The sequence below is a fragment of the Streptomyces sp. NPDC005863 genome, from assembly GCF_042871345.1.
GTDB lineage: Bacteria > Actinomycetota > Actinomycetes > Streptomycetales > Streptomycetaceae > Streptomyces.
In genome coordinates this window covers 1,245,224-1,261,383 of sequence record NZ_JBIAII010000002.1, presented here as the reverse complement: position 1 = coordinate 1,261,383, position 16,160 = coordinate 1,245,224, and the positions used below count along the sequence as shown (strand labels likewise).

At 71.4% G+C, this 16,160-nt stretch carries 13 protein-coding genes and 2 pseudogenes; 3 read left to right on the top strand and 12 right to left on the bottom strand.

Annotated features, from left to right (window positions below; translation table 11 throughout):
* Positions 1–27: 27 nt before the first annotated feature.
* Both ACFYO9_RS11650 and ACFYO9_RS11645 read left to right on the top strand, forming a co-directional pair.
* Positions 28–1,306 (top strand): annotated as a pseudogene (locus ACFYO9_RS11650) (GNAT family N-acetyltransferase).
* Between the two features lie 180 nt (positions 1,307–1,486).
* Complete coding sequence (locus tag ACFYO9_RS11645) at positions 1,487–2,605, top strand: cytochrome P450 (RefSeq protein ID WP_358773822.1); 1,119 nt, start codon at positions 1,487–1,489, stop codon at positions 2,603–2,605.
* A gap of 30 nt (positions 2,606–2,635) precedes the next feature.
* Here the strand turns inward: ACFYO9_RS11645 and ACFYO9_RS11640 are convergent, their stop codons facing one another.
* A complete protein-coding gene (locus ACFYO9_RS11640; protein WP_358773549.1) occupies positions 2,636–3,850 on the bottom strand; it encodes a cation:proton antiporter in 1,215 nt (404 codons plus the stop codon).
* 49 nt (positions 3,851–3,899) lie between these two features.
* Positions 3,900–5,189: an MFS transporter gene (locus ACFYO9_RS11635; protein ID WP_358773551.1), complete on the bottom strand. Its 1,290-nt coding sequence runs from the start codon at positions 5,187–5,189 to the stop codon at positions 3,900–3,902.
* Between the two features lie 137 nt (positions 5,190–5,326).
* Here ACFYO9_RS11635 and ACFYO9_RS11630 point away from each other — a divergent pair, with 137 nt between their 5' ends.
* Positions 5,327–6,583, top strand: coding sequence for a helix-turn-helix domain-containing protein (locus tag ACFYO9_RS11630; protein WP_358773552.1), 1,257 nt, complete (start codon positions 5,327–5,329; stop codon positions 6,581–6,583).
* Here ACFYO9_RS11630 and ACFYO9_RS11625 read toward each other — a convergent pair.
* From ACFYO9_RS11625 to ACFYO9_RS11580, 10 genes and pseudogenes are all read right to left on the bottom strand, one after another.
* Positions 6,573–8,447, bottom strand: coding sequence for an alkyl sulfatase dimerization domain-containing protein (locus ACFYO9_RS11625; RefSeq protein WP_358773554.1), 1,875 nt, complete (start codon positions 8,445–8,447; stop codon positions 6,573–6,575). The two genes, ACFYO9_RS11630 and ACFYO9_RS11625, sit on opposite strands and share 11 nt — an antisense overlap.
* Positions 8,448–8,727: 280 nt before the next feature.
* Positions 8,728–9,234 (bottom strand): hypothetical protein, encoded by a 507-nt coding sequence (locus ACFYO9_RS11620; protein ID WP_358773555.1) that lies wholly within the window; start codon positions 9,232–9,234, stop codon positions 8,728–8,730.
* Between the two features lie 249 nt (positions 9,235–9,483).
* Positions 9,484–9,612: pseudogene (locus ACFYO9_RS11615) on the bottom strand (selenide, water dikinase SelD); the annotation flags it as partial.
* A gap of 207 nt (positions 9,613–9,819) precedes the next feature.
* A complete protein-coding gene (locus tag ACFYO9_RS11610) occupies positions 9,820–11,043 on the bottom strand; it encodes a beta-ketoacyl-[acyl-carrier-protein] synthase family protein (RefSeq protein ID WP_358773556.1) in 1,224 nt (407 codons plus the stop codon).
* The gene (locus tag ACFYO9_RS11605) at positions 11,040–11,306 is read right to left on the bottom strand and encodes an acyl carrier protein (RefSeq protein WP_358773558.1); all 267 of its coding nucleotides are present in this window, start codon (positions 11,304–11,306) and stop codon (positions 11,040–11,042) included. The genes ACFYO9_RS11610 and ACFYO9_RS11605 overlap by 4 nt, the downstream gene beginning before the upstream one ends.
* A 61-nt stretch (positions 11,307–11,367) precedes the next feature.
* Positions 11,368–12,903, bottom strand: coding sequence for an AarF/UbiB family protein (locus ACFYO9_RS11600; protein ID WP_358773560.1), 1,536 nt, complete (start codon positions 12,901–12,903; stop codon positions 11,368–11,370).
* Entirely contained in the window at positions 12,900–13,427 is a 528-nt protein-coding gene (locus ACFYO9_RS11595) for a hypothetical protein (RefSeq protein WP_358773562.1), read from the bottom strand. The genes ACFYO9_RS11600 and ACFYO9_RS11595 overlap by 4 nt, the downstream gene beginning before the upstream one ends.
* A 158-nt stretch (positions 13,428–13,585) precedes the next feature.
* Positions 13,586–13,933, bottom strand: coding sequence for a hypothetical protein (locus ACFYO9_RS11590; RefSeq protein WP_358773564.1), 348 nt, complete (start codon positions 13,931–13,933; stop codon positions 13,586–13,588).
* A 145-nt stretch (positions 13,934–14,078) separates the two neighbouring features.
* A complete protein-coding gene (locus ACFYO9_RS11585; protein WP_358773566.1) occupies positions 14,079–15,842 on the bottom strand; it encodes a fatty acyl-AMP ligase in 1,764 nt (587 codons plus the stop codon).
* Complete coding sequence (locus ACFYO9_RS11580; RefSeq protein WP_358773568.1) at positions 15,839–16,159, bottom strand: acyl carrier protein; 321 nt, start codon at positions 16,157–16,159, stop codon at positions 15,839–15,841. Before ACFYO9_RS11580 ends, ACFYO9_RS11585 begins: the two co-directional genes overlap by 4 nt.
* Between the last annotated feature and the right edge of the window lies 1 nt (position 16,160).

Below are 16,160 nucleotides of genomic sequence, written 5' to 3'. Positions count from 1 at the left end.
CGGTGTTCCGAGGAGGCAGCGGCCGCGATGCAGATCCGATCGACCACCGATGAGGACTTCGACGTCTTCGTCGACACCGTCCATACGGCGTTCGGCCGTTTCCCGGACACCCCGGTCGACGGGGGCGGACTCTGGTGGTCGGCGCTCGAAGCGGAACGCTGCCTGCTCGCCCGTGCGGACGACGGACGGCCCGTCGGCACCGCCGCCGCGTACTCCTTCGAGCTCACGCTGCCCGGCGAGAGCGTCATCCCGGCGTCCGGGGTGACCGCGGTCGGGGTCCTGCCGACGCATCGACGCCGGGGCGTGCTCAGCGCGCTGATGCGGCATCAGCTCGCCGGCCTGCGGAAGCGCGGCGAGTACGTCGCCGTGCTGCTGGCGTCCGAGGCACCGATCTACGGGCGGTTCGGCTACGGGCCCGCGACGTATGCGGCGCGGCTTACGGTGCCGCGTCACAACGGGGCGTTCGCGGCGTCGCGGGCGGGCGCGGGCGCGGGCACGGAGGGCCTGGACTCGGACTCCGGCGGGCCCCGGGTTGGGCTCCGGCTCGGACGCCGGCTCGGGCTTCGGCTCGGTCGAGGTGCTGCCTCGTGCCGCGTGCGGGGACATCCTCGCGGAGGTCTACGACCGGTACCGCCGCGCCCAGCCCGGCGCGCTGTCCCGGCCGCGGATCTGGTGGGACCGGCGCGCGGGCCGGCCGCCGATCTCGCCGGCGCCGCGCCACATCGCCCTGCACCGCGACGCCGACGGCGTCCCGGACGGCTACGCGAGCTACTCGATGGGCGAGGGCGGCACGTTGACGGTCGACGAGACCATCGCCACCGACGACGGCGTGTACGCGGAGCTGGCCCGGTTCGTGCTCGGCCACGACCTGGTCTCCCGGGTCGTGTTCGCGTCGGTCTCCCCCGACCACCCGCTGCGCCGGCGGTTCGCGGACTTCCGCGCCGCCGAGGTGAGCGACGACTCCGACTGGCTCTGGGTGCGGCTCCTGGACGTCCCGCGTGCCCTGACCGCGCGCGGCTGGTGCACGGACGGCGAGCTCGTCCTCGACGTGGACGACCCCTTCCTCGGCGAGCACGGCCGCCATCTGCTGACCGTCCGGGACGGCAGGGCCGACTGCGTCCCGACGGACCGGGCGCCCGACCTCTCCCTGGACGTGCGCGACCTGGGCTCGGTCTACCTCGGCGGCACGGCGCCGAGCACGCTGGTGCGGGCCGGTCACATCCGGGCGCACCGGCCGGGCGCGGCCGCGCTGGCCGACGCGCTCTTCCGCGCGGAGCGGCCGCCGCACTGCCTGCACTGGTTCTGAGGGGGTGGACCGAGGGGACGGAATCTGTAGGTGGACGAGAATGTGAGCGTGACCGACCCGAGGCAGACCCCCCGGCCCCACCGGGACCCCCAGCCCCTCCAAAACCCGCAACCCCACCAGGACCCCTGGCCCCACCAGGACCCCCAGCCCCACCAGGACCCCTACCCCGCCTACGCGGCGATGCGCTCCGCCTGCCCGGTGCAGCGCGTGCCCGCCGGTTCGGGCGGGCGGCACAGCTACGTGGTCACCGGGTACGCCGAGGCCAGGGAGGCACTCGCCGACGCCCGGCTCTCGAAGGACACGGCCGTCTTCTTCGCGGACAAGGGTTCACGGCGCCGGCTGCACCCGGCGGTCGCCCACCACATGCTGGCCACCGACCCGCCCGAACACACGCGGCTGCGGCGGCTGGTGACCAGGGCGTTCACGACGGGAGCCGTAAGGGAACTGCGCCCCTTCATCACCGACGTCACCGACGACCTGCTGGACCGGTGGGACGCCGGCGAGCCGTTCGACTTCGTGGCCGGTCTGGCGGTGCCGCTGCCCGTCATCGTCATCTGCGAGCTGCTCGGCGTCCCGGAGGCGGACCGGTCCCGGGTGCGGCGCTGGTCCGCCGAGCTGTTCACGGCGGGGGCACCGGACGTCATCGACGCGGCGTCGCACTCCCTGGCCGACTACATGACGGACCTCATCGCCGCCAAGCGCCGCGACCCCGGCGGCTCGCTCCTGGACGGGCTCATCGCGGCCCGGGACGGCGACGACCGCCTGAGCGAGGAGGAACTGGTCTCCCTGGCGGTCCTGTTGCTCGTGGCCGGGCACGAGACGACCACCAACTTCCTTGGCAACGCCCTTCTCGGGCTGCTCCGCAGCCCAGCCGATCTGGCCCGCCTCAGGGAGGACCCGGACGACGTCCCCGCCGTCCTGGACGAGCTGCTCCGGTTCGACGCCCCCGTCAGCACGGCCACCTTCCGTTTCACCACGGAGCCCGTCACGCTGGGCGGCACGGAGATCCCGGCCGGTGCCCCGGTCCAGATCGCCCTGGGGGCGGCCAACCGCGACCCGGCGCGCTTCCCGGCACCGGACCGCCTCGACCTGGACCGGGACGCCGCCGCCCACCTGGGCTTCGGCCACGGCATCCACCGCTGCGTTGGCGCTCCGCTGGCCAAGGCGGAGGCGGAGATCGCCCTGCGAGCGGTACTGACCCGCTTCCCCGCCATCCGCCTGGCCACCCCACCGCCCCAACTGACCTGGCGCCACACCCGCCTGGTCCGCGGCCTGACGTCGCTTCCGGTACTGGCGTGACCCCGTGACGGAGGGGATGGCGATTGCGTCTCACCAGGACTCCTCGCCACCGCCCCGCGCCGCGGACGGCTGTGACGCGGCGTGGCCCGCGCGGAGTCTGAGGGCCAGGAGGGGGAAGACGAGGACGGACACCATGGCCGCGCCGACCAGGGCGGCGGCCTCGCCGGTGGTGATGGTTCCGTTGTCGAGGCCGAGCGTGGTGATGGCGACGACCAGGGGAAGGCAGGTGGAGCCGTGCAGGAGCAGGGCCGTGCGGTCCCGGCGGGACAGGCCGGGCGGGGCCAGTAGGTAGAGGGGCGTGCCACGGACCAGGAGGAAGAGGAGGAGGAAGGCGAGCAGCAGGACGAGCGGGCGGCCGTCGTCGAGGAGCGCGTCGAGGTTGAAGTCGATTCCGGTGACGACGAAGAACAGCGGTACGAGGAAGCCGAAGCCCATCGCCTCGACCTTGCCCAGCACTTCCGCGCTGCTCCCGGGCGCGGCGCTGCGCAGGATCAGACGCGTGATGACCCCCGCGGCGAAGGCGCCGAGCAAGGTGTCGAGGCCGAAGGCGTGGGCCAGACCGAGCATGCCGGCGAGCACGAGCATCACGTAACGGACGGCGAACTGGCCGCTGCTGTGCAGGGTCTTGTCGATGATCTGGGAGAACCACGGCGGGGCGGGCCGCAGGGCCCAGTGGACGGCGCCCGCGGTGATGACGGCGAATGCCAGGAGCAGCGCGGTGGAGACGCCCGGCCGGCGTCCGCTGAGGAGCAGGGCCATGGCGATGATGGGGCCGAACTCCCCTACGGCGCCGAAGGCGAGGACGGTGGTCCCGAACCGGCCGTGCAGATCGCCCGAGTCACGCAGGATCGGCAGGACGGTGCCGAGGGCCGTGCTGGTGAGCGCGGTGCCGATGACGAAGCTCTTGGTGGCGGCGCCGCCGGTGAGGGCGAAGGCGATGCCGAGCCCGGCGCCGAGGGAGATCACCCAGGCGGTGACCGCCCGGCGCAGGGTGCCACCGCGGACGGCCGCGAAGTCGAGCTCATATCCGGCGAGGAAGATCAGCATGGTCAGGCCGAGGTCCGACAGGGTGTCGATGACCTCGTCGTGGTGCGCCCAGCCGAGGACGTCGGGGCCGATCAGGATGCCCAGCGCGATCTCGAAGATGACCAGCGGGATCGAGAGCCTGCGGCGGAGGCCGTAGGCGAGCAGGGGCGCGAGGACCGCGATGGCCATGATCAGGATGAGCGTGCCTGGCTGCGACATGCCTCGATCTAAATGGGGCCGGGCAAAGCGGACAACCTGGGTGTCGGCGTCACGGTGACGGCTGAGGGTCCTGGTGCGTCGCCAGGCGCCGGGCGTCCCGCTCCGGACGCAGAAACCGCAGGGCCACCAGCCCGCTGAGGCCGAGCAGCGTGGACGTGAACAGGAACGCGGTGCGGTACCCGGCGCCGACCGAGTCGGCGGCGTCCACGACGCGGCCGGTCGTCCAGGGGGCCAGCGCGCCGGCGAGCGCGTAGACGAACGCCAGCGCGCCGAGGACCACGCCCCGCTGCGAGGCCGGGGCGATCCGCGCGCACGCGGTCTGCGCCACCGTCATGAAGACGTTGGCCAGCGCCATCGGGCCGAGCATCAACAGCACCTTGAGCCATACGGCGTCAGTGAGGGCGAACAGGGCCACGGCGACCGCGGCCAGGCACATCAGGGCGCCCGTGCCCGGTCCGTTCGCGGGCCGCGGCCGGCGCTGGGCCAGCAGCCCGTGTCCCACGAGTACGACGCCGTTGGCGAGCGCCGCGCCGGTCACCAGGAGGCCGGCCTGATGCAGGCTCAGGCCGGTGACCGACTCCAGGTAGTCCGGCATCCAGGTCAGATTGGCGCTGAGCATCCAGTACGCGGCGAACGCTCCGAGCGCGGCGCTGATCCAGGTGCCCGAGAGCAGGATGCGACGGTAGGGGACGGTGTCCTGGGTGGTCCCCTCGTCTCCGGCCCGGCGTGCGTACGGGCCCTCGGCCCCGCGCACCGCCCAGTAGGCCGCCCACGCCAGGCCCGCAAGGCCGACCGCGCCGAACGCCCAGCGCCAGCCGAAGCGGTCGATCACCAGGGTCAACGTGGGCGCGGCGACGGCGACTCCGGCCGCGGCGCCGGTCAGGAGCACCGCGGTCGGCAGGGTGCGCTCCCGCTGCTCGAACCAGCCGTGCAGATGGTGGGTGGCGACCGGCATGGCGGGCCCCTCGGCCGCGCCGAGCAGCACCCGCGTGGCCACCAGCGTGCCGAACCCGGCGGCCGTCCACAGCATCGGCAGCTGCGCGGCCGACCACAGCAGCGCCATCGCCAGCAGCAGCACCGTCGTACGGACCGTGCGGGTCAGCGAGGAGACCGCCAGGGCGGAGACGCTGAACAGGGCGAAGAACGCCGCGGAGGCGGTGCCGAACTGCTCCCGGGTGAGGCCGAGGTCGTCCATGATCGGGTTCGCGGCGAGCCCCAGCACGGTCTTGTCGGCGAAGTTGACGAGCATGAAGGCCAGCAGCACCCACGTGGTCCGCCAACCGGAGCCGTACACGGACCCGTTGGACCCGTCAGGGCTGTGCCGTGTCATAGCGGACATGGAGCTCCTTGGGGGGATCGCGTCACCGGCATGGCGCCGATCTTGCAGGCAGAGAGGGTGGGGCGGACACCCGTCGGGGTCACAGTCGTGGGCGCCGGGTACTGTGACGGGTCACAGTCGTAGGCGAGGTGTGGACCATGACGCGAGAGGGACCGCGGGACCCCGGGCAGTCGGCCGGCCTCTCCCCGGCCGCGGTGGCGCTGGCCGCCCGCTGCGAGCCGAAGGTGAACGAACTGGCCCGGCGCATGGCCCGCGAGGTGTTCGAGCAACTGCGCGGATACTCCGGCTTGCCCGCCGACGTCAAGGACGTGGAGATCGCGGCGACGGCCCGGCACGCGATGCGGCTGTTCCTGCGCGGTGCCGACGGGGGAGTGGCCCCGGACGCGTTGGAACACTTCCAGGAGCGTGCCGCCCAGCGCGCCGAGGAAGGCATGCCGCTGCACCTCCTGCTGCGTACGTACGGCCTGGGCGTACGGGAGTTGTGGCGGGTCCTGCGGGACACCGCAGCCCCCGAGGAACGCGACGCACTCGCCGAATTGGCCGAGGCGCTGTTCACCGCGGAGGACCGGGTCGTGGGCGCCGTGACCGAGAGCTACCTCGACGAACAGGCCGCTCTCGTCGCGGAACGGCAGGAGCAGCGCCGGTCCCGCGCCCGCGCCCTCCTGGAGGGAGCCATGGACCCGGGCGGCCCCGTAGTGCACGGGCCCACGCTGGTGCTGTACGCGCGGTTCATGGAACCGGAGCCCTCCGGCGAGCGGTCGCCGGTGGCGGTGCGGCGTCTGCTGCGCCGGGCCCAGACCGCACTCGACCGTGCGTTCGGCGCCGAGACCCTCGCCCTGCTGGACGCCGGGGGCGGCCACGTCGTCGTCCCCGGCTGCGGCGAGGCGCCCCCACGTCTCCTCGACGCGTTGCGGGAGGCGGTGGGCCCCGAGGTACGGGTGGCCTGGGCTGCGTCACAGTCGGCACAGGGCATCCCGGCGGCCGGCCGGCAGGTCGCGGAGGTGGTCCGCGTGGCCCGGGCATGCGGCCGCCCACCCGGTCTGCACCGGCTCGACGACGTCCTGCTGGAGTACCACCTGTCCCGCCCGAGCGACGCGAGTGACCGGATCGCCGCCCTCCTCGCCCCGCTGGGCGCCCGCCCCGAACTCCTCCAGACCCTCCGCATCCACCTGGGACAGCGTCAGGACCGCCGGGCCACCGCCCGCGTCCTGAGCCTGCACCCCAACTCCGTGGACAACCGGCTCACCCGGATCCAGGAGTTGACCGGCCTCGACCTCGGCTCACCGAGGGACACGGCACTGGCACTCGCGGCCCTGTCGGTGCGAGCCGCCGACGCCACAGGAGGAGGCGTCGCGGACGGCGGCGCCACCGCCCGGCCCGGCGCTACGGGGTGACGATCGCGAAGTCCGGATCGGGCGCGTCCAACAGCCCTCCGAACGTCAGCAGCGCCTGGGCGTCACCGTCGAGCGTCACGCCGCCCCCCGCGATCTCGGCGGCGAACGTCGTACGTCCGCCCAGGACCGCATCGAGGGTGGTGCGCGCCAACCGGAGGGTGGCGACGGGCCGTTCGCCGCGCGGGGCGTCACCCCGCATCGGGGTCAGCGCGCCGTTGGACAGGAGCAGGGTCCAGTCCTCGCCGGTGTCGGTGAACTCCCAGCGCAGCACCAGCCGGCCGGCCTCGGCCGCGCGCGGGCCGTTGAGCCGTACCGCCATCGACTGGAAGATCTGCTCGGCGGTGAGCGCGGCCAGGATGTCCGGCGCCGAGCGCGTCGGGGTGCCGAGGACGCCGTCGCGCAGCTCCGCGGCGCCCATGAGGTAGAAGTTGCGCCACGGCCCGCACTCGGAGCCCTGGCCGATCCGCTCGAACGTGTCGGCCTGCAGAGCGCGCGCCCCGGCGTGTTCCGGCTCGGCGAACAGGACGTGGCCGAGCACTTCCGCGACCCACCGCAGATCCCCGGCCTCGTAGGACGTACGCGCCTTGCCGACGACAGCGTCGGCGCCGCCCATGAACTCCACGTACCGTCGGGCGGATTCCGTCGGCGGGTGCTGCCACAGGTGGGTGGGGTTGCCGTCGAACCAGCCCATGTACCGCTGGTAGACCGCCTTGGCGTTGTGACTCAACGACCCGTAGTAGCCCCGTGCGTGCCAGGCACGCTCCAGGCCGGGAGGGAAGCGCAGCTCCTCGCCGATCTCCGCACCGGTGTGCCCGGCGTTGATCAGCCGTACGGACTGGTCGTGCAGGTACGCGTAGGCGTCGCGCTGCTCCTCCAGGAAGCGGACGGCGCGGTCCTGCCCCCAGGTCGGCCAGTGGTGGGAGCCGAAGACGACGTCGGTGTCCTCGGCGTACAGCCGGATCGTCTCGGTCAGATACCGGGCCCACGCGCTCGGGTCACGGACGAGGGCCCCGCGCAGGGTGAGGACGTTGTGCAGGGTGTGGCAGGCGTTCTCGGCCACGCACAGCACCCGCAGCTCGGGGAAGTGGAAGTTCATCTCCGCCGGAGCCTCGGTGCCCGGGGTGAGCTGGAAGACGACGCGCACCCCGTCGACGGTCTCCTCCTGACCGGTTCGGGTGACGTCCAGGGTGGGCGCGATCAGGCCGACGCTGCCGGTCGACGTGGTCTGCCCGAGCCCGCAGCCGATCTGCCCGGCGGGCCCCTTGGGCAGCGCCGCCCCGTACATGTAACTGGCCCGGCGCGCCATCGCCGTACCCGTGAAGACGTTCTCGCTCGCCGCGTGTTCGAGGAACCCGGCCGGCGCGATGACCGGCACCCGTCCGTCCGCCACCTCGGCCGCGTCGACGACGCCGCGCACTCCGCCGAAGTGGTCCACGTGGGAGTGCGTGTAGATCACCGCGGTCACCGGCCGTTTACCGCGGTGCTCGCGGTATAGGGCCAGCGCGGCGGCCGCGACCTCCGCGCTGATCAGCGGATCGACGACGATGACGCCGCGGTCGCCCTCCACGAAGGTGATGTTCGACAGGTCGAGGCCGCGTACCTGGTAGATCCCGGGCACCACCTCGTACAGCCCCTGCCGCGCCACCAGCCGGCTCTGCCGCCACAGTGCGGGGTGCGCGGTGGGCGGACACTCCTCGTCCAGGAAGCCGTAGGCGTCCGCGTCCCACACCACGCTTCCGTCCGCGTCGGTCACCCTGCCGGGCCGGAGCCGGCCGAGAAGACCGCGGTCCGCGTCGGCGAAGTCCTGCACGTCGTCCCAGGCCAGCCCCTGGCTTACGGGTTCCTGCTCGCTGCTGCCGTTCATACTCACCGATGGTCACAGCCGGGGGCGCGGAGCGCCTGAGGACGTGTCACAGAGGCACCGCTGACGCGTCACACCGAAGGCGGGGGACAGCGGCGCGGCGAGGAGAGGCAGCCCTCGCCCGCTGGCTGACTTTGCACCGGGTGGCTTGGTCCCGCTGAACCAGAACAGGACATGTAACTGGCAGCACGGACGGCCAGGGCGGCGCGGACGAGCAAGGCGACGACCAGGGCGACGACCAGGGCGCATAGGGGATCCGCCCTTGCGTCGAGTGACCGTGCTGTCAGTCGGACACGAGCTGGAGGATGGCCGTACCGTCCTTGCCGGTCGCCGCCTGGATCACCACGGCGTCGGGCTGGGGGCTCGGCCGGGTGGCGTCCCCCAGACCGCCGCAGGAGTTTCCGCTGCCGTTGCGGCGGAGGACCGTGATGCACCCTTGGCCCGGGCCGCTCGCCCCGCCGCGGGAATGACCGGTGCCCGACTTCACCGTGTATTCGACCTTGTTCGGGCCGACCTCGGTCACGGACAGGGTTGCCGGGCCGGCCGGGCCCTTGAAACGGAGCGTCGCCGGCGCGGATACCGCGATCTCGCAGTTGCCGTCCGCGCAGGCCCTGACGTCATGCCCGTCCGCCGCCGACACCGACGGCTTCGCCGACGGTTGCCCGGGGGAGGGCCGAGCGGACGGAGCATGCGAGGTCTGCCGCTCGGGTGAGGACGCCCCGTCGGCCTCGTCCGAGCTGGTGCAGCCGGCCACCGACGAGCCGACCAGTGCGGCAAGCGCGATGCTCATCGCCCACCGATACGCACGCCCTGCTCGCCGCCTGCATGTGGATGTCGTCGCGGCCATGATGTTTCCCCCGTTTCCCGCCCTGCCGTGGTTCGCTGTTCGGCTGCCAGCCTTCCCTCTCGCCGTCGCCGTCACGCGCTACGGCGGCGGCTTGTCGGCGCGGGCCGGGTCCACGCCGTGGCAGGCCCCTCCGGCGTGCCAGCTGTGGTCGGCGATTCCCCGCAGGTCCGGTCCGCGGTGGGCGTCCGCCTGCTACTTGATCACGATGGTCGTCATGCCGGGACCGGCGAGCGGTGCGAGTTCTCCGATGACGGGATAGCCCGGAACCTCCCCGGCGATGAGCAGGCCGCCCGAAGTCTGGGCGTCGGCGAGCAGGATGAGTTCATCCTCGGGCACGGTGGCGGCGTCGAGGTGTTGAGGGAACGCGGGGGTGCTGATGAGCCAGGGCGGCTCGGTCGATCTGCCCGCCGACGCGTTCGCCCCGGACACCCTGGGCACGGCTGGCGGAGCCGACTGCGACAGCGGCCTTCGACGCGGTCGCCGATGGCTATGCGCGATCCGAAGGGTGCGTCGCGCTGGTGCTGGCCGTCACGGGGTGGTGAGGACCAGTACGGCATTGTGGCCGCCGAAGCCGAAGGAGTTGCTCAATGCCGCATCCAGCCTTGCCGGGCGTGGACTTCCCGTCACGATGTCGAGGTCGAACGCGGGGTCCTGAGCGGTGTGGTTGGCCGTGGGCGGGATGGTCTGGTGTTCCAGTGTGAGGGCGGTGACGGCGGCTTCGATGGCGCCGGCGGCTCCGATGGCGTGCCCCCAGACTCCCTTGTTGGCGGTGACCGGGGGAGGGGTGCCGAATACGCGTTGGATGGCGTGGTACTCGGCCGCGTCGTTGAGGGGCGTGCTGGTGCCGTGGGCGTTGATGTGGTCGATGTCGTCCTGCGCGAGGCCGGCGTCCGTGAGGGCGGCGTGCATCGCCCGCACCGCGCCGTGCCCGTCGCTCGGCGGGGCCGTCGGGTGGTGGGCGTCGCACGATGCGCCGTAGCCCGCCAGCAGGGCGTGGGTGCGGGCACCGCGTGCGCGGGCGTGCGCGGGATGCTCCAGGACCAGCAGGGCCGCGCCCTCCGCCAGGACGAAACCGTCGCGTTCGACGTCGAAGGGGCGGGAGGCGCCTGCCGGGTCGTGCACCCGAGTCGAGAGCGCGCCCAGTTGGGAAAAGCCGCCGGAGGAGACGCGGTTGCAGACGGATTCGGCGCCTCCCGCGACGGCGATGTCACAGGCTCCGGAGCGCAGCAGCATGAGCGCGGTGCCCAGAGCCGTGGCCCCGGAGGCACACGCGGTACTGGTGGCGAGGCTGGGGCCACGGGCGTGCAGAGCGATCGCCACCTCACCCGCGGCCATATTGGGAATGCTGCGGGGAATCATCAGGGGTGAGACGGTGCGCACGCGGTTCGCGGAGAGTTTGACCACCTCGGTTTCCAGGCGGTCGAAGCTGGCGGTACCGACGCCGATGACGGTGGCGACCCGCGTGCCCTCCCACGTTTCGGTGTCGAGGCCGGCGTCGGCGACCGCCTCGCGGGCCGCGATGAGTGCCATCTGTGTGAAGCGGTCCAGGCGCAGCGCGACGCGGGCGGTCAGTCGCGCTGCCGCGTCCAGGTGGGCGACCTGGCAGGAGAAGTCCACCGGCATGCCGGCGAGTGCGGGATCGGCGCCCGCGGTGGGCTTCGCCGACAGCAGTCCGTTCCAGGACCCTTCGGTGCCCACGTCGCAGGGGGTGACCAGGCCGATTCCGGTGATGGCCACCGGTTGCCGTTTCACTGTGCCTCCCTGGCCGCCGATGCCTGGACGCTGTCGGGGCTGCCCAGGGCCTCGAGTGCGGCACTGGCTTCGGTCAGTGTCGACTGCGGTGTGATGCCGGTCGGTTCGTGGCCCGTCTTCTCCTCGTAGATGACGGTGAGTTCGAGCAGGGCGAGCGAGTCGAGGCCGAGGTCCTCGAAGGTGACGTCGGGGGTGATGGTGTCGGCAGGCACACCCAGTCCCTGGGTGAGGCAGTGCACGAGGTCGTCACGAATATCAGCCATGAGGGGCTCCTACGTGGGTGGTGGTGCCGTGAGTTTGCGGAACAGCGAGAAGAGGAGAGCCTCACTTACGGTGGCGGCCGCGTGTGTAGAGCCATCCCCCCAGGGCGCCGGCAGCGAGCAGGCGTCGGCCCAGGTACTGGATCCGATGGTCGATGCGGTTTTCCACCAGGGACGTCTTGCCGGCCTGGACGGGCGCCGCTTGGATCGTCAGGTCGCCCTGGGCGAGTGAGCGGGTGATGGTTCGCAGCTCACCGGGGAGGGCCGCGGAGGAGGCGATCAGCTGCATGAGGTGCGTGGCGAGTTGCTCCTCCGAGACCGTCTCGCGGGCGTACGCGAAGAGGACTTCACGCATGTTCTCGACGAAGACGTCGGTCACGGACAGCTGCGGAGCAAGGTAGCGCACCGATCCTTCGATGTTGGCGAAGGACTTGGCCAGGATGGAGATCATGGGGCTGGTCTGGATACCGCGTTTCGTGGAGCACTTGAGAACGTTGCCCAGGGAGGCGCCGAAGTTCAGGTGCTCCAGAGGGGCGGCGTGGATCTTGGGTACCAGGGCAGCCATGTCCTGACCGAAGCCCGACACATCGGCCCATTGAGTCGGCCGTCCCATCTCGAGCCAGCCGGACGTAACAGCCGGTCCGTCGTTGCGGGCCAGCCCGAGCAGGATGAGGACCACGCTCATGCTCAGCCGCCGGTCGATATGGCCGACCATCCCCCAGTCGATGAGCGTGGTCGGCCCCGAGGGGCACACGAAGATGTTGCCGGGGTGGGGATCCGCGTGGAATCTGCGGTCGGTGAAATACCCGTGGTACATGAAGGTGAGCAGGGTGGTACCGATGGCCTCGCGCTCGTCGTCCTTGAAAGCGCTGGGGTCGGCGTCACGGATGCTGGTTCCGGGCGCCATGCTCTGGACGAGGACGCGAGGTGTGGCATGCAGAACCTCGGGAACGCACAGATTGTCGAAACCCGCCACTGATCGGCGGGCGGTGTCCATGTTCGCCGCCTCGAGAGTGAAGTCGCATTCGGGACGCATGGCGTCGAAGACGACACCGAGCATGGCTTCCAGGTCGATGGTCATGTTGAAGTAGGGCGCGCGTTTGGCGCCGAATCGAACGGCCTTCTTGATCATGCGCATGTCGTCGCTGACGATCTCGCGGACACCCGGCCGTTGTACCTTCACCACCACCTGTTCACCCGTGGTGAGCCGGGCGCTGTAGGCCTGCGCCAGTGAGGCGGCGCCCAGGGGCTGCGCCATGTCGAAATTCCGGAACCGCCCGGCCCAGCCCGGCCCCAACTCGGCTTCCAGGACCGGTTTCATGGCACTGAAGGGCAGGACCGCCGCCTGGTCGTGCAGGCTCTCGAGTTCGGAGGCCAGTGTCTGCGGGACCAGGTCCTGGCGGGTGGAGAGGATCTGTCCGATCTTGATGTACAGCGGGCCGAGCCGCTCGAGGGAGGTGCGGAGGTCCACGGCACGTCGATGAGCCCGATCCACCGGCTCACCACAGCCGGAGGCGGGTGTGCCGCGGCGCTGGGGCAGTTCGCGTGCGGCCAGTTGCGCCATCACCTTGAACAGCAGCTGCGCTCGTGCCCGGCTCATGCGCCTGCCCCCGGCCGGTGCCGCTCACCAACGCGCGAAAAGCCGGCCAGGAGGCGGTGCACGGGCATCGTCCGGGCCTGGCAGGGCTCCGGTGCTGACGGACAGGTCGGCGGTGTGCCACTCGCCTCCGTGGGACAACACGGGTTGTTCCGATGCGAGGTGAACATGCTCTGCTGGATCCGCTCCAGCCATGTGTCGAGTCGGTCGAGGCCCAGGGAGACAGCCTGCAACAGAGTGTCCAGGGTCAGGTCTCGCCCTGTGGACGCGTCGGTCACCGTGAAACGACGGCCCTCGCGCAGGTCGCTGACGAGGTCGTGCATGCACAGTCGGCGGCCGGTTTCGCCGTCGAACAGGTCATGGTGGCGTCGGAACACCTCACGGGGTGTCGGCGTACGCGCCGGATACGCGCCGGCGCCGGGAAGGTCTTCCGGGCGGGGATCGCTCGGTTGGTGGTTGTGGGCCGGTAGGGGCGGCGTGGTGGGCACAACAGCATCGAGATCCGGTTGCCAGGGGTGTCGGGGCATGCTGCCTCCTGCGTGTCGTCGAAGGGGGCTTGGTGCGAACGGACGGCCGGGTGCACAGCCCCGCCTGCCCGATGCCTGTTCAGGTCGGGGCAGGCAGGGCGGTGAACGCCGCGGGGGCCGCGGCACAGTTGGGCTGGGCGGCCGCCGCGCGGCGCGGTCTACTTCGAGGCCGAGCCGGCCTTGGCCGACGTTCCCGCCTCCTCGTCGTTCTTGCCGAGGAGTTCCACGAGACGGTGGAGTTCTTCGCGCAGGCCGGTGAGCTGAGTCTCGAGGCCTTCTGAGCGGTCGCGGGGCCCGTGGTCCCCGTAGTCGTCGTCCCGCTCGCGCCGGGAGCGACCGCTTCGCCGGTCGTGATCGCGCTCATCGGGGCGCAGCGCCCGGCTCACCGCGGAGCGGGTGTCGTGTTCGACGTCGCCGATGGAGTCGGTGACCTCGTCCAGGAGGTTCTTGGTGTCCTCGACGATGTCGTGGAGGAACCGTGAGAGGCCCTTGCGGTGTCGCATCATGGTGTGTCATCCCTTGTTCGGTGTGTCCGGGTGGTGCGCAGCGGTGGATACGTGGCCTCACGGGCGGACGCCTGCGTTGTGGTGCGCGGGGCGTGCGGCCGTGGCCGACAGTGGGCCGGCTGATGGCGGCGGGGAGGCCTGGGGCTCAGCCGGCCGGGTGGGTGGCGCTCTGGCTGAGCGAGGGCGGGAGGTAGGCGCGTATCTCTGGGTGGGTGTCGGCGTGCAGGGGCGCGAGTCGACGGGCCAAGAGGTCGTCCCGCACTCGGGTGCGCTGGGTCTTTCCGCTGGTGGTGCGGGGCACGGTGGAGCGCGCTACGAGGATGAGGCTGACGGGGGTGCCGGTCGCACTCTTCACGGCTCTCTTGACGCGGGCCGAGAGGTCGGCGTAGGAGAGGCCCGCAAGCTTGTTCTCGTCGACTTCCTGGACGAGTACAGCGTGTTCGTGACCGGCCTCCACGCCGAAGGCGGCTCCGGCTCCGGCGGCGGCGTGGGCGCTGCGTCCGGCCTCCTCCAGGTCCTGGGGGTAGAGGTTGCGGCCGTTGACGATGATGAGTTCCTTCAGGCGCCCGGTGACGAAGAGTTCGCCGTCCAGGAGGAATCCCAGGTCGCCGGTGCGCAGGAAGGGACCGGTGCCGTCGTCGAGACGGGCCCGGAAGGTGTGGCGGGTGGCGGTTTCCTGTTGCCAGTAGCCTTCGGCGATGCTCGGGCCGGCGATCCAGATCTCGCCGATCCTCCCTTCCTCAAGCGGCGTGCGGCTGCCGGGGCCCACGATGCGCAGGTCCACGCCGACGGGGCGGCCACTGGAAGCGAGTTCGACGCCGTCGACGTCTCCCCGTGCGCTGATCGCTTCGTGACGTTCGAGGCCCGGCGGGTCGAAACGGCGGATACAGGCTCCCAGGCCACGCCGGGTCCCGGTCACCAGAACCGTTGACTCGGCCATCCCGTAGGCGGGCGCCCAGACGTGTTCGGTGAAGCCGATGGGACCCAGCCGGTCCACGGCCGCTCGCAGCGTGGAGACGCGGACCGGCTCGGCACCGTTCAGCGCCCACTGAAGACAGGAGATGTCCAGTTCGTCGAGGTCTTCGTCCCGCGTGCCGCGTAGCAGCCACTCGTAGGCGAAGTTGGGGGCCATGGTGAAGGCCGCCCGGTACTTGTCGATCATCTGGAGCCAGATCAGTGGCCGGGCGACGAACGTGATGGGGGAGGAGAACACCATGTTGCCGCCTGCGTACACGGGTTGCAGGAGCTGACCGACCAGACCCATGTCGTGGTAGTGCGGCAGCCAGCCGGCGCCCGTGCCGGTGTCGGGGAAACGCAGGACGGCGAGGATCTGCTCGGAGTTGTGCAGCAGATTTCCGTGCGAGACGACGACACCTCGCGGCTCCCCCGTCGAGCCCGACGTGTACTGCAAGTACGCCGTCGTCCGGGCATCGACGGGAGGCAGCGGCCTGGCCTCGGGCGAGGGCAGCCGGGCGGTGTCGGTGGCCCAGCACTCCACCTTTTCCTGTTGGCCGATGCTGCACAACCACGCCCGCAGCGACGGCTCGTTGGCGGCATCAGTGAGGATCAGGCGGATGTCGGAGTCATGGATGATCTTCTCCGCACGTTCCAGGGCGCGCGGGTCGGTCGCCGGCAGCGGGGCGGGCACGGCGACGGAACGTGCGTAGAGGCACCCGAAGAAGGCGCCCAGGAATTCCAGGCCCGCCGGGTAGAGAAGCAGTACCGCTCGGTCACTCACCCCGGCCTCGTTCAGGGCGACTGCCAGGGACCGCGCCCGGCGATCCAGGCCGGCGAAGGTCAGCCTGCCGGTCTCCACCACCGCGCCACGGTGGTACTCCACGAAAGCGAACCACCTGCTCTCCCCATAACGTTCGGCCTGCTTGCTGAGTTGGTCCGCGAAACTGGTCACGCCTCCCTCCCCGAAGCCTCGAACGCCATGAGTCCTGCCTGCGCCGTCCTCGGCGGCACACCGCTCAGGTCGGCGGACCGCAGGGCGTCCTCGATGTAGGTCACGGCATCGGCGACCGTGCGCAGCTCCCAGGCGTCCTCGTCGCTGATGGTGACGCCGAACCTGTCCTCGGCCGTCACCACGACCTGAACCATCCGCAGCGAGTCCAGCTCGAGGTCGGCGATGAATGCCGCGTTCTCCTCGACCCGTGCGGCCGGCGTGTCGGTGACGTCCTGAATGATCTCGCCCAAGGCCCGCATGATGTCTTGCCTGTTCATA

What these genes read in the sequence shown, in the direction of transcription:
- ACFYO9_RS11645 (WP_358773822.1), top strand. Translation starts at nt 1,487, where the DNA reads ATGCGCTCCGCCTGCCCGGTGCAGCGCGTGCCCGCCGGTTCGGGCGGG.
- ACFYO9_RS11640 (WP_358773549.1), bottom strand. Translation starts at nt 3,850, where the DNA reads ATGTCGCAGCCAGGCACGCTCATCCTGATCATGGCCATCGCGGTCCTC.
- ACFYO9_RS11635 (WP_358773551.1), bottom strand. Translation starts at nt 5,189, where the DNA reads ATGTCCGCTATGACACGGCACAGCCCTGACGGGTCCAACGGGTCCGTG.
- ACFYO9_RS11630 (WP_358773552.1), top strand. Translation starts at nt 5,327, where the DNA reads ATGACGCGAGAGGGACCGCGGGACCCCGGGCAGTCGGCCGGCCTCTCC.
- ACFYO9_RS11625 (WP_358773554.1), bottom strand. Translation starts at nt 8,447, where the DNA reads ATGAACGGCAGCAGCGAGCAGGAACCCGTAAGCCAGGGGCTGGCCTGG.
- ACFYO9_RS11620 (WP_358773555.1), bottom strand. Translation starts at nt 9,234, where the DNA reads ATGAGCATCGCGCTTGCCGCACTGGTCGGCTCGTCGGTGGCCGGCTGC.
- ACFYO9_RS11605 (WP_358773558.1), bottom strand. Translation starts at nt 11,306, where the DNA reads ATGGCTGATATTCGTGACGACCTCGTGCACTGCCTCACCCAGGGACTG.
- ACFYO9_RS11600 (WP_358773560.1), bottom strand. Translation starts at nt 12,903, where the DNA reads ATGAGCCGGGCACGAGCGCAGCTGCTGTTCAAGGTGATGGCGCAACTG.
- ACFYO9_RS11595 (WP_358773562.1), bottom strand. Translation starts at nt 13,427, where the DNA reads ATGCCCCGACACCCCTGGCAACCGGATCTCGATGCTGTTGTGCCCACC.
- ACFYO9_RS11590 (WP_358773564.1), bottom strand. Translation starts at nt 13,933, where the DNA reads ATGATGCGACACCGCAAGGGCCTCTCACGGTTCCTCCACGACATCGTC.
- ACFYO9_RS11580 (WP_358773568.1), bottom strand. Translation starts at nt 16,159, where the DNA reads ATGAACAGGCAAGACATCATGCGGGCCTTGGGCGAGATCATTCAGGAC.